Raw genomic sequence first — 12,250 nt, forward strand, 5'->3', positions numbered from 1 at the left:
TAGCACTCAATGCGATTGAACCGCCGTGTACCGAACGGTATGCACGGTGGTGTGGAAGGTCGGCTACTCAATTAATGGGTAGCCTCCTATCCGATTGGAGGGGTCCTAATGTTTTGGGATCGGACCCACTTTGCCTTGCGCTACCGCCCGCTCTCCGCTCTCCGCCCGGTAAAATAGCAATAAAAAATGGCGCTATTCTCCCGGATTAACGCGGATCCGCCAAAATAAGGGACTATTTGGGCGTTATTTGTGTGCTAGGGCATTAGCGTTGCATTAAAGCTTTCATGAAATCCATGGATTCCGAATCGTAACCAGCGATTTAGGTCAACCCTCGCAGTCCGGACACTTTGCACGATTATCCCGTTTGATCAGATAGCCGAGAAACAGACAAGCTCGGGAGAAGTAAATATGGGGTGGTGAAACAGAACGGTTCGAGATCATGAGACGAGCTTAGCCAAAGAAGCAGGTTGGGGGTTAGCATGACGATGCAGGCGTTACCGCAGGCGGAAGGGGTCGGCCAAATCACGGTCTTTTCGTTTCCACCGCGCCTTATCTTTGATCTCCCGTCCGGTCTGCTTGCTTCACTTCTCTTAGCCCCGACCCTGGCTCCCTTAACGAAAGGGATAATGGTGCAAAGCGGCAATGCAGAGACTACGAGACACGAACCCTGCTCTGATATCGGTTTTGACTCGTCTTTTTGCACATTGGGTATGGTTAGGTTTAATGCAACGCTAGTGGTGCTAGGGCCTAATTTAAGGGAATATCCCGAGAATAAGGCCCTAAAATACCGCTATTTTCTGGAAAATGCGCTTATCAAACAAAATAGGGCCATAAATGTCCGCTATTTGGCGGGGGCAGCTGCTTGGCGGGTGAGGGGCAGAAGTGTACTTGGTGAGCAAGCGTATATGAGGAATTGGAGCGGGCAAGTGCAGGTTAGTAAGTGCTTGCTAGCTTAGCTGCGACCAACGGAAAGCGGCAAAGGCGCGACCCGTTTTTCCAAGTACGCTAACGTTCTTTATAATAATTAACTAAAAATAGTGACACAGATGGAATGATGATCTATAATTTACAGGTGAATAACCAGTGTAACAGCATTAATAAATAAGTGATACAGCATGTCAGGTTGATTGGAAGGAGGGGGAGCGTATCATCGTACTGGAGCATGTCAGCAAAACCTATCGCTTGCAGGACGGCCTGCTTGAGGCGGTGCGGGACGTGTCCTTGAAGATACCGCAGGGGACGATTCACGGTATCATCGGCGCGAGCGGAGCCGGCAAGTCGACGCTGCTGCGGATGATGAACGCGCTGGAGCTGCCCGACTATGGGAAAGCGACGGTTCTGGGCCAGGAGCTTGCGGCGTTGACCGATACTGGCTTGCGTCAGGTGCAGCGGTCGATCGGGATGATCTTTCAGCAGTATCATCTGCTGCATAACCGTACGGTGAGCGGCAACGTTTCGGTACCGCTGGAGCTTGCGGGCCTGCCGAAGCGGGAGCGGGCCGAACGCGTGCGGGAATGCCTGCGTTTCGTCGGCCTGGAGGAGAAGGCCGGGCAATACCCGGCAGCCTTAAGCGGCGGCCAAAAGCAGCGGGTGGCCATCGCCCGAGCGCTGGCGAACCGGCCCCAGGTGCTGCTGTGCGACGAACCGACCTCCTCGCTTGACCCGAAAACGACGGCGGAAATTCTCGAGGTGCTGCTGCATATCCATCATACCCTCGGCGTAACGATCGTGATCGTTACCCATGAGATGGATGTGGTGCGCAGCATTTGCCACGAGGTCTCCGTGATGGAGGACGGGCGGCTGATCGACACATTTACGCTGGGGCTCGAGCCTGGCGGGCGGCTCGTTGCCGACGGACGGATCAGCTTCAAAGCCTCCTACCGGGAGCAACTGCTGGGCGGAACGGGGGGATGGCGGCATGTTTGATCTTGCTCTGATGTGGGACGGCGTCATCCAATACCGCGCCCAGATCGGCGAAGCGGTCGGCGAGACGTTCGTCATGGTGGGCATCTCGCTGCTTGCCGCCGTGTTGCTGGGGCTTCCGGCCGGCACGATCCTGTTTCTGACCGGCAAAGGGCAATTGTACGAAAACCGGCTGTGGTCCGGCGTGCTGAACGGCGTGGTTAATATCGTCCGCTCGTTTCCTTTCCTGCTGCTGGTGGTGTTCATGATCCCGCTCACCCGGTTGATCGTCGGGACGGCGATCGGTACGCTCGCCGCCTCCGTCCCTTTGGCGGTCGTCGCGATTGCGATTTACGCGCGGTTCGTGGAGCAGTCGCTGCTTGAGGTCCCCCGCGGCGTGATCGAATCGGCCCGTTCCATGGGGGCGACGCGGCTGCAAATCGTCCGCAAATTTTTGTTCGTTGAAGCGCGCTCCGGCCTGGTGCTGGGGCTGACCTCTGCGACGATCAGCTTCATCTCCTATTCGACGGTGATGGGCGTGGTCGGCGGCGGCGGGGTCGGCGATTTCGCCATCCGTTACGGTTATCAGCGCTTCGAGACGGAATTGATGGCGGCGGTTATCGTGCTGATGATTATTTTGGTGCAAGGCATACAATTTTTAGGCAACGCGTTGTCCAGATGGCTGGATAAACGTTAATACGGAGGGGAGACACGACAACATGAAAACGGGAAAATGGATCATGACGCTGGCGCTGCTCATTCTGGTGCTGAGCGCATGCGGCAAAGCGCAAGGAGGACAAAACGCGAACCAAACGGCATCCGATGCCGGAAACCAAGCGGAGGCGGGGACGACAGCCCCGGCTGCGGCCGAGACGACCGAAAGCGCAGCGATTACCTTAAAGGTTGCCTCTTTGATTCCGCCGATGACGGACATGCTCGAGCTGATCAAACCGCAGCTGAAGGAAGAGGGGATCGAGCTCGAGATCGTCGTCCTCTCCGACAACGTGCAGCCGAACGATGCGCTGGCGAACAAGGAAGTGGACGCGAACTTCTTCCAGCATGTGCCTTACATGGAGCAGTACAATGAAAGCAAGCATACCGAGCTCGTTCCGGTGCAACCGGTGTATCATGCCGTGTACGGCGCTTACTCCAAACGCTACAAATCGATGGAGGAGCTGCCGGACGGAGCAACCATCGCCATCGCCAACGATCCGTCCAATATCGGCCGTTCCCTCGTCATGCTGGATAAAGCCGGCGTAATCAAGCTGAAGGAGGGCGCGGGCATCGAAGCGACCCAAGCCGATATCGCAGAGAACAGCCACAACTACAAATTCGAGGAAGTCGACCTGCTGATGCTGGCGCGGATGCTGGACGACGCCGATCTGGTGCTGATGACCCCGGCCTATGCCAGTCCGCTAGGTCTCACGCCGAAAAAAGACGCCCTGCTCACGGAAACCGTCGATTCGGCCTTCGCGATCACGTTGGTCGCCCGCAAGGACAACCAAAATTCGGAGCCGATCCAAAAGCTGGCTGAGGCGTTATCCGGCCCGGAAGTGAAAAAGTTTCTGGAGGACAACTACGCCGAGATCGCTCTCCCGGCTTTCTGACGGGCAGCCGAACGGAATAGGCCAAACTTCCCCCTTCATAAGATGGTGATAGCGTGATCCATTATGAAGGAGGGGACAAGATGCAAATTCATGTCGTTCGGCCGGGCCAAACGATTTACAGCATAGCCGAAGCCTACAGCATCCCTGACGAGGATATTGTCGAAGCAAACGAAGTACCGAATCCCGAGCGGCTCGTGGTCGGACAAACCTTGGTGATCCCGATCATAGGCAGCTATTATTGGGTTCAGCCGGGAGACAGCCTATGGTCGATCGCCCAGCGTTTCGGCATGAACTATCAGGAGCTGGCCCGCATCAACGCCATTTCCGTGAATCAGACATTGTCGGTCGGGTTCCGGCTGTATATTCCGCCGCGGCCCAGAACGAGCGCCGAGTTCAACGCTTACGTGGAGCCCCGGGGCGAGACGGTCGCTCCGGCGCTCGAGGAAAGCGCGCGGGAAGCGGCTCCTTATTTGACGTACCTGGCGCCGTTCAGCTTCCAGGCGCTAAGGGACGGATCGCTCCGGGAGCCGCTGCTGAACGATTTTCCGGAGATCGCGAGAGCCAACCGGGTCGTGTTGATGATGGTCATTACGAACCAGGAGAACGATCAGTTCAGCGACGAGCTGGGCCGGATTTTGCTGAACGATATCCCGGTTCAGGACCGGTTTCTGGACAATATCGTCGCGACCGCCAGCCGATACGGCTTTCGGGACATCCATTTCGATTTCGAATTTCTGCGGCCGGCGGACCGGGAGGCCTACAACAACTTCCTGCGCAAAGCCAAAGCCCGGTTCGCGCAGCAGGGCTGGCTGATGTCCACCGCGCTGGCCCCCAAGACGAGCGCCGGGCAGCAGGGCTTGTGGTACGAGGGCCACGATTACCGGGCGCACGGGGAGATCGCCGACTTCGTCGTGATCATGACCTACGAATGGGGCTACAGCGGCGGCCCGGCCCAGGCCGTATCCCCGATCGGTCCGGTGAGAAGGGTCATCGAATACGCGCTCACGGAAATGCCCGCTTCGAAAATCATGATGGGGCAAAACCTGTACGGCTACGACTGGACGCTGCCGTTCGTGCAGGGAAGCGTGGCGCGGGCGGTCAGCCCCCAGCAGGCGATCCAACTCGCGGCCCGGCACAACGTGGCGATCGAATACAGCGAGAGGGCTCAAGCGCCTTTTTTCCGGTATTGGGATGCCGAAGGCCGGGAGCATGAGGTATGGTTCGAGGATGCCCGTTCGATTCAGGCCAAGTTCAACATGATCAAGGAACTGGGTCTGCGCGGGATGAGCTATTGGAAGCTGGGTCTGAGCTTCCCGCAAAACTGGCTGCTCATCGACAACAATTTCGAGGTCGTGAAACGGGCATAATTGTAAATTTGCCTTCATAACTACTTTGTGATTTTTGTAACAGAGTCATCCGAATGAATGCGTTATGATAAATACAACTTAAGTAATTCAAAATTTAAATGAATATGGATCTTCGGGGTAAGGTGAAATTCCTGACCGGCGGTGAAATTTCTTGCGATCCTGTCCAGGGAGAAGAAATTGAAGCCCGCGACTCGTTACCGGCCTGCAAAGGCTGCAGCGACTGACTTGGTGCGATTCCAAGGCCGACGGTAAAGTCCGGATGGGAGGAGATCAAAGAGCTAAGTTTGAAACGGAGCCGTTTTGGCTCTTGCCAGGCTTGTTTGGTCAGCCCCCGCAAACATCTACGAAGGTAGGTTGCGGGGGTTTTCTGCGTAGACCCCATATTCAAGAAGGGGACGTTCATGATGAAGAAAGCAAATGTCGGAGGCGGCATAAGCCAGGCAAACGCCAGTGCCGGCCAAGTCGGTTTGCAGGCCGGCGGCCATGCGGGCGCGCTCGCGGGGGCGGCCGGTAAGGCGAAACGTTCGTCGCTCCAAGCATCCGGGGAGCGTAAATCGCGCGGCGGATTTTGGCTGGTGGTATTGGGCGCGGCGTTGTGGGGCGTCGATCCGTTATTCCGGGTCATCCTGCTGGAGTCGCTCACCTCGGCGCAAATCGTACTTGTCGAGCATATCATTATCGCTTTGGTCGCCGTTCCGGTATTATGGAAAAACCGGGCCGAGCTCAAAGGGCTGGGCTGGCGTCAGGGAGGGGCGCTGCTCTTTATTTCCTGGGGCGGATCGGCGATCGCCACGATCCTGTTTACGATGGCGCTCTCGAGCGGCGATTTGAACGCGGTGCTCCTGCTGCAAAAAATGCAGCCGCTGTTCGCGATTGTTCTCGCCGCCTTGCTGCTCAAGGAAAAGCTGCCTCGCCACTTTTTCCCCTTGCTGCTGATTGCTCTGGCCGGGACGTATCTGCTCACCTTCGGCTTTACGATGCCGATCGGGCATTGGAGCGACTTCGTGCAGGTGGGCAGCCTGCTGTCGCTGGGGGCCGCGGCGTTATGGGGCGGTTCCACGGTCATGGGGCGAATGATGGTAGGACATATGAAATATGAGACGGTGACGTCGCTGAGATTTATTTTGGCCCTGCCGCTGCTGCTTGCCATCGCCTGGAACGAAGGAGCGGCCTGGAACCTGCCGGCCGGCAGCTCGCAAATCGCCGCCCTGTCGCTGAACATGCTGGGACAAGCATTGCTGCCGGGTTTGCTCAGCCTGCTCGTCTACTACAAAGGCCTGACGACGACCAAGGCTTCGGTCGCCACGCTGGCCGAGCTTAGCTTCCCGATGGTCGGGGTGCTCATCAACTGGGCAGCCTTCCAGCAGATGATCACGGTGGCCCAGGTATGCGGGTTCGTATTGATCTGGGGCACGTTGTTCCTCATCTCGCGCCAAGGGGCGGCGAACCAATCATAGTCCGGCTCAAATCCCCAAAGCGAGATATTCCAACCCTTCCGCGGTTGGAATATCTCGCTTTTTTTGATTCTTCATTCCCATTCCCGTTTTTTTTGTTGTATGATAAAAGCTGTTATTTATATTCATTATATTCCGGCGGATGGAGACGGTGGACGGTTTCATGACAAACCTGAATCTCGATATGAAGACAGTGTACGTGTTGCTCGTGCTGGGTCACCTCTTTGCCGTCATGCTCTTTAGCGCATACAGGAACAAATCGACCAAGGATCCGGCGATCAATATGTTTTACGCCTCCAAATGGCTTCAGATTGCTTTTCGTCTATACTTTGGGGTGAACACGATATGATATTTACACATCCATTTCGTATGTGCCATATCATTTCGACTAGCCATTAAACCACCTTCTCCTTTCGTTATACATAGTAGCTTGAACACTCCTATTATAACGAACGCACCAGGTGGTTTTTTGCTATAAGCCTTGACTACACTACCCGCATAGCGGGTGGTTTTCTGTTTCGCACGCTTTGCGTACTCAACTGGCTTAAGCCATTAATGAAAAGCGGCCGAACCCTCGAAACGAAGGAGTTCGGCCGCTTTTGCGTTGCGCGGGACGATCTTTTATTGCTCATCTAGCCATAAAATCGAGGTAACGCCGCGCGGATAGTAGCGGCTACCGCAAATGACGCCGGCCATCATTTGGTCGCTCCAGCTCCAATAGGCGTTGTTCTCGGAGGTTAGCCAGGCGACGTGCGCCGAATCGGCGGCTTGGCCTTGTTCGTCCCAGGCCAGGCCGAGAATATGGCGGGCGATGAATTGGCATAGATAAATTTTGCTGAGCCAGGAATTGTTGCTCGTGGAGGACAATTTCCAGCCGCCGTCTTCGAAAAGGCAGACGCCGGGCTGCAGGACCGTGCCCAAATGCCGGGACAAGGCGCCGATATATTCGCCGAACCGTCCGTCCTTATTGAGCGCTTCTTCGCAGCCGGTGTACAACGGGAACACGAGCCCTTCGATCGCCGGGATGATTTTGGAGTCGTTGTTCTCCTGAATGACCGCCGGGATATAGCCGCCAGGTTGCAGATTAGCGGTGATCGTGCGGGCGCACAGCCCGGCTTGCCGTCCGGCCAGCGCCGCCTGCTCCTCGCGTCCGCTATCGCGGAGCAGCTTCTCCATCGCTACGTAAGCGGCCCAGCTTTTGCCCGCCAAGTAGATGTTGTTCCGCGCTTGCCCGAGCGAGACGTCGAGGCTGTCATAGGTGGTAATCTCCGCGCCGCCCATCGTCCGCGAGCTGTCGAGCCCCATGATGCCGGTCCGTTTGGCCGGATCCGGATGGTCGCGGTTCACCATGCTCTCCAGGCATTGCTCCAGAAGGGCGAGGTTCCGGCCCAGCCACTCGCCGTCGTTCGTCTGATTGACGTAAACCGCGGCGCACAGCACCCAGTTGACGAGCTGCTCATGGGTCATATGGGAGAAGCAATCGTCGATCGCGTGCAGCTCGTAGGAGGAGTAGCCGGGACGGGAGAACGAATTGGCCACGCCCATGTCATGCGTAAAGCTGATGCCGCCGGGGTATTCGGTCGCGTCGCCGGGAAGCCGAACCGTATCCTGATAGCTGTAGCGGCTGGTGAACAGGTCGAGCTCGTTTTTGACCGCCCACGGATTCATTTTCAATTCATAGAACAGCTGGTCGACCGTCAGGTCGAACGTGTTCATCATCCGGTATTCGCCTTCGTTGACGACCCACAGCGGCTGACCTTTGTGATCCAGCAGTTCGGTCGATCCGTAGTAGCTGCGGATGGCGTGGGCGAGCATAAACCGCTGATCTTCGCTCAGCTTCGGATTCTCCGCGAGCTTGTCCGCGTTCTTCGCTACGTCCAGCTTCCGGTCGAACTGTTCAAGCGCGTAACCGGCCACCTCCTCGATATTGGCAAAATAACGGGCGTAATAATAGGAAGCGTCCAATCCGGTCGTTACGTAACCGGCCCGGTAGAAGCACAACGCAAAGCGGTACGTGGCCTTCTCGCCGGCCGGGGTGTCCATCAGCAGCGCGCCGACGGGACCAAGTCCGAACCGCAGGTTTTCCGGAACCTTCGGCTGCAAAATTTTCTCCATGGTGAAAAATCCGGCGCTCGTCACCCGCGGATCCACGGAAGCGATCGCGGTATGCCGGCCTTGGCCGACGCCGCAAATCCGTCCTTCGGTGGCATCCTCCAGGCGGCGGATCGAGCTGTAGGCATCGATGTTCTGGAAGCCGAAAAATGCTTTGCGCGCCGTTTTCCCCCGCGTGTTGTCCACGGTGATTTCCGCCAGCACCGCCGGCATGAGCGCGAAGCGCAGCTCCTCATCGGAGGCGGCGTTCGGGTCCGGCACTCCTTCGAACGGCGAGATCAGGCGGAATGTCAGATCGCCGGCCTGCCATTCGTCGATGGCCGCGCCGAAGTTGCGGGTAATGTCATCGCGGCGGAACGGCGAGATGATACCGCTTTCTTTTTTCTGGACGGAATGTTGCTGGCCTTCGCCGTTACCGCTCTCCTCGGTCGTGTAGCGGTCCCGTTCGTCCAGCCCTTCCCCGAAAAACGGCAGGGCCAGGTAACGATCTTGCCCGTCTTCTTGCAGGCCGATGTAGATGTTCTGGTTGGGCGGGCTGCCGAGCTCCAGGTCGAAGCCGCCGCTCTTGCCGGGATAACCCAGCGTGAAGCTCGCGAATGCTCCCATCGGGGAATGGTGGGCGTTGAAAAATATATTTTTACCCAAGTTGAGTACCTCCTGTTCATTTGGCAAACGGTGTGTTAGTTTGATTATATCAAGGCCTTTTGGCAAGGCCCATATCCAAACCGCCAATCAATTTATCCAAAACGTTCAAAGTTGCTGATGGAGGACAAAGGAGAATCCGCGTATGATTAGGACCGGGGAACATCAAATTGCCGAATTTATGCTGCCGGATATGGACTCTACGTTCCAGATCTTCGCCGCGCATCTGCGCACGGTGACGAGCAAATGGTCTTATCCGAGGCACACCCATCCGCTGTTCGAAGTCAATTTGCTGCTGGCGGGCAGCCAGGAAATGATCGTCAACGGGCAACGGTACGTGCAGAAGCCCGGCGATTTCCTGCTGCTTCGACCCGAAGACGTTCATGAGAGCCGGGCGCTCGGGACGGAACGGATGACGTATTACTGCCTGCACTTTAACGTCGATGACCGCGTGCTGCGGGAGCTGCTGTGCCGGGGCGAAGACTTCTTATATACGGGGCAGGGCGAGCTAGCCGGGATCATCAGGCCCAGCCTGGACAAGCTGATCGCGCTCACCGCAGGCGGGGCGGGCGTAAAGCTGGCGGACAAGATGCGGGCTTTGTCCGCCGTGTTCGAGCTGTTCGCCGGCCTGAGCGAAGGTTTGGCGGTACAAGGCGGCACCGGCGCGGCAAGCAGCCGGATGAACCGGGTCGCCGCGGAGATCGCCGCCGGGTTGGAACGCTGCGTCGAAGAGCCGGAGGCGTGGACGGCGCGGCTCGGCGGCGGGAAAAGCGATGAAGAAGAAGGCGAGGGCGATCCGGCGGGCGACCGCTCGCGGGAAACCGTCGCCTCGGTTACCGCCGGCCTCGGTTACAGCGCCTCCTCCTGCAACCGCATGTTCCGCAGCGTCTACGGCATGTCCCCGCGCCAATATTTGTCGGCGCTGAAGCTGAAGAAGGCCAAGCTGCTGCTGATGAAGCCGGAGCTGTCGGTGGAGGCGGTCTCGATGCGGCTGGGTTATAAGGATATCGCCCATTTCAGCCGGCAGTTCAAGCGCTGGACCGGGGAATCGCCCGGGAAGTTCCGGGGCAGGTTTCATATTTAGGCGATTGCTGCCGAAATATCTAGTAGAGCTGAATCGATGAAAAAAAGCATGAATCCGTATGAGTTCGTGCGTATCGCGAAGAGGAAAGGTGATGGATGTTTTGATGAATGTAAGCGCTGACTTTTTGGCAATTCCGCTACGGAAGCGCATCGTCTTTTTCGGCGACAGCATTACGGACAACGGAACGTATATCCGGGATCTGGAGGCTTTTTTCCTGAAGCATTTGCCGGAGAACCGGTTGGAATGGATCAATTTGGGGATTAGCAGCGAAACGGCGGCGGGTACGAGCGAAAACGACCACCCGTTTCCCCGGCCCTGCGTGCATGAGCGCCTGGAGCGCGCTTTGGCGGAAACGCGGCCCGACTGGGCGTTTATTTGCTACGGCATGAACGACGGCATCTATCATCCGTTCTCGCCCGAACGGTTCGAGGCCTATCGCGACGGGATAAGCCGGGCGGTCCGGCGGGTCCGCGCGGCCGGCGCTCGGGTCATCCTGATGACGCCGCCGCCGTTTGACGTGTTTTCGATCGGCGGGGAGGCGTTCCCGGCGGGGATGGACGATTATTCGTTCGAGCGCCCGTTTGCGGAGTATAACGAGGTGCTCGGTCGATATGCAGCCTGGGTGCGCGAATATGGCGAAGCGGAAGGGCTGACGGTGGTGGACGTCCGCGAACCGCTGCTGGCGCTGATCCGCTCCAAGCGGGAGGCCGATCCCGATTATCGGTACGGCGACGGCATCCATCCGGACGAGGACGGGCATTGGGCGATGGCCCGCACGATTCTGAGCCGGGTGTTCCATGTGGAGCTGGAACGGGTGCCGGAATGGGCCGAACGCGGCGACGGCGAATTTATCCGGCTCGCCGGGGAGCGGCGGGCCGTGCTGAACGCGGCGTGGCGCGAGCATGTCGGGCATACGAACCCGAACAAGCTCGCAACTCCGCCGCTGGTGGAGGCTTTGCCGCAGGCGGAAGCGCTGCTGCCGGCGATCCTTGACGCCGCCGCGGCGGAAGGCGGCGCGGAGGGGGCTGCAGCAAGCGTGTGGAAAGGGCACGCCCGCACCGATTTTTATTTCGGCGGCCGCGAATGCGTGGTCGTGGCTCCGCGGGAGGCGGCCGCCGGGCGGCCGTGGGTGTGGCGGAGCGAGTTCTTCGACGCGTTTGCGGACGCCGACATGGCTTTGCTGGAGCAAGGCTGGCACATCGCCTATTGCCGGCTGAGCAACCTGTACGGCTGCCCTTATGCCGCCGAACAGATGGAGAGATTTCGCGCCATGCTGACCGCGAAATACGGGCTTGCGCCGAAGCCGGCGTTGTTCGGCTTCAGCCGGGGCGGGCTGTACGCGCTGCGTTACGCGGCGCTGTACCCGCAGCGCGTGTCGGCGCTGTATCTTGACGCGCCGGTGGTGGACATCCGCAGCTGGCCGGGCGGCCAGGGTGCGGGGCTGGGCGCGCCGGAGGAGTGGCGCGACTGCCTGGCGGTGTACGGCATCGCCGGCGCGTCGGCAACTGCGGAGGCCGGGCCAGCGGCGGGCGCGGGAGTGGCAGTGGCGGGCCCCTCCGACGCGGCTGAACGGCGAAGTCCGCCCGCCCCTAGCGAGGCGGACCTTGCCCGGCAGGCCGGCGCAGTGACGGAGCGCCTGCTGACCTCGCTGGCGGCGCCGGCCGCGGCCGGCGTGCCGATCCTGCTCGTCTCGGGCGATGCCGACCGCGACGTGCCGTTCGCCGAAAACGGCGCCGTCTTGGAGCGCGCCTATTCGGTCTACGGCGGCCGGGTGACGACGATCATCAAGCCGGGCGGAGGCCACCATCCCCACAGCCTGCCCGACGTCGGGCCGATCGTGGAGTTTATCCGCGCGAATTCGGCAAACTAAGCCGGGATGTTCAACGCCGATTCGTTTTATCGGGAAGCAGCCGTCCGGGAAAGATCGGACGGCTATTTTTTTTCGTCATGATGTGCGAAATTCGTCTGCCGAAAAATCGTAACGGACCGTAGCGACGTTAATTGTTAATTTCCCGGCTATTTCCCGTTGTAACGGACTGCATGGGCGTTATTTGGATTTTATTGAGGCAAAGAGAGGCGATT

9 protein-coding genes, 1 pseudogene and 1 riboswitch are annotated in these 12,250 nt (G+C 58.6%); of the genes and pseudogenes, 8 read left to right on the forward strand and 2 right to left on the reverse strand.

Annotated features, from left to right (window positions below):
• Positions 1 to 1,146: 1,146 nt before the first annotated feature.
• The 6 genes from ACQ4N8_RS24835 to ACQ4N8_RS24860 all read left to right on the forward strand — a co-directional run bounded on the left by ACQ4N8_RS24835 (position 1,147) and on the right by ACQ4N8_RS24860 (position 6,679).
• Complete coding sequence (locus ACQ4N8_RS24835; RefSeq protein ID WP_430707055.1) at positions 1,147 to 1,926, forward strand: methionine ABC transporter ATP-binding protein; 780 nt, start codon at positions 1,147 to 1,149, stop codon at positions 1,924 to 1,926.
• The gene (locus ACQ4N8_RS24840) at positions 1,919 to 2,599 is read left to right on the forward strand and encodes a methionine ABC transporter permease (protein WP_430707037.1); all 681 of its coding nucleotides are present in this window, start codon (positions 1,919 to 1,921) and stop codon (positions 2,597 to 2,599) included. The genes ACQ4N8_RS24835 and ACQ4N8_RS24840 overlap by 8 nt, the downstream gene beginning before the upstream one ends.
• 22 nt (positions 2,600 to 2,621) lie before the next feature.
• Positions 2,622 to 3,509, forward strand: a complete 888-nt coding sequence (locus ACQ4N8_RS24845; RefSeq protein WP_430707038.1) for a MetQ/NlpA family ABC transporter substrate-binding protein — start codon at positions 2,622 to 2,624, stop codon at positions 3,507 to 3,509.
• An 80-nt stretch (positions 3,510 to 3,589) separates the two neighbouring features.
• The gene (locus ACQ4N8_RS24850; protein ID WP_430707039.1) at positions 3,590 to 4,876 is read left to right on the forward strand and encodes a LysM peptidoglycan-binding domain-containing protein; all 1,287 of its coding nucleotides are present in this window, start codon (positions 3,590 to 3,592) and stop codon (positions 4,874 to 4,876) included.
• Positions 4,877 to 4,980: 104 nt separating this feature from the next.
• Positions 4,981 to 5,151, forward strand: a riboswitch (FMN riboswitch).
• A 129-nt stretch (positions 5,152 to 5,280) separates the two neighbouring features.
• Positions 5,281 to 6,333, forward strand: coding sequence for a DMT family transporter (locus ACQ4N8_RS24855; RefSeq protein WP_430707040.1), 1,053 nt, complete (start codon positions 5,281 to 5,283; stop codon positions 6,331 to 6,333).
• A gap of 160 nt (positions 6,334 to 6,493) precedes the next feature.
• On the forward strand, positions 6,494 to 6,679 hold the full coding sequence (locus ACQ4N8_RS24860) for a hypothetical protein (RefSeq protein ID WP_430707056.1): 186 nt from the start codon (positions 6,494 to 6,496) through the stop codon (positions 6,677 to 6,679).
• On the opposite strand, the pseudogene ACQ4N8_RS24865 reads toward ACQ4N8_RS24860, so the two are convergent.
• A pseudogene (locus ACQ4N8_RS24865) lies at positions 6,640 to 6,726 on the reverse strand (IS200/IS605 family transposase); the annotation flags it as partial. The gene ACQ4N8_RS24860 and the pseudogene ACQ4N8_RS24865 sit on opposite strands and share 40 nt — an antisense overlap.
• A gap of 225 nt (positions 6,727 to 6,951) precedes the next feature.
• Positions 6,952 to 9,087 carry a glycoside hydrolase family 52 protein gene (locus ACQ4N8_RS24870; RefSeq protein ID WP_430707041.1) on the reverse strand — a complete coding sequence of 712 codons (2,136 nt, stop codon included), beginning with the start codon at positions 9,085 to 9,087 and terminating at the stop codon, positions 6,952 to 6,954.
• A gap of 142 nt (positions 9,088 to 9,229) precedes the next feature.
• On the opposite strand from ACQ4N8_RS24870, the gene ACQ4N8_RS24875 reads away from it, so the two are divergent.
• A complete protein-coding gene (locus tag ACQ4N8_RS24875) occupies positions 9,230 to 10,168 on the forward strand; it encodes an AraC family transcriptional regulator (RefSeq protein WP_430707042.1) in 939 nt (312 codons plus the stop codon).
• A 91-nt stretch (positions 10,169 to 10,259) separates the two neighbouring features.
• Positions 10,260 to 12,038, forward strand: coding sequence for an alpha/beta fold hydrolase (locus ACQ4N8_RS24880; RefSeq protein WP_430707043.1), 1,779 nt, complete (start codon positions 10,260 to 10,262; stop codon positions 12,036 to 12,038).
• Positions 12,039 to 12,250 lie beyond the last annotated feature (212 nt).

Source organism: Paenibacillus macerans (genome assembly GCF_050565405.1).
Classification (GTDB): Bacteria; Bacillota; Bacilli; order Paenibacillales; family Paenibacillaceae; genus Fontibacillus; species Fontibacillus macerans_B.

Excerpts from the sequence above, each read along its gene's own strand:
- ACQ4N8_RS24840 (WP_430707037.1), top strand. The coding sequence starts at position 1,919 with ATGTTTGATCTTGCTCTGATGTGGGACGGCGTCATCCAATACCGCGCC.
- ACQ4N8_RS24845 (WP_430707038.1), top strand. The coding sequence starts at position 2,622 with ATGAAAACGGGAAAATGGATCATGACGCTGGCGCTGCTCATTCTGGTG.
- ACQ4N8_RS24850 (WP_430707039.1), top strand. The coding sequence starts at position 3,590 with ATGCAAATTCATGTCGTTCGGCCGGGCCAAACGATTTACAGCATAGCC.
- ACQ4N8_RS24855 (WP_430707040.1), top strand. The coding sequence starts at position 5,281 with ATGAAGAAAGCAAATGTCGGAGGCGGCATAAGCCAGGCAAACGCCAGT.
- ACQ4N8_RS24860 (WP_430707056.1), top strand. The coding sequence starts at position 6,494 with ATGACAAACCTGAATCTCGATATGAAGACAGTGTACGTGTTGCTCGTG.
- ACQ4N8_RS24875 (WP_430707042.1), top strand. The coding sequence starts at position 9,230 with ATGATTAGGACCGGGGAACATCAAATTGCCGAATTTATGCTGCCGGAT.
- ACQ4N8_RS24880 (WP_430707043.1), top strand. The coding sequence starts at position 10,260 with ATGGATGTTTTGATGAATGTAAGCGCTGACTTTTTGGCAATTCCGCTA.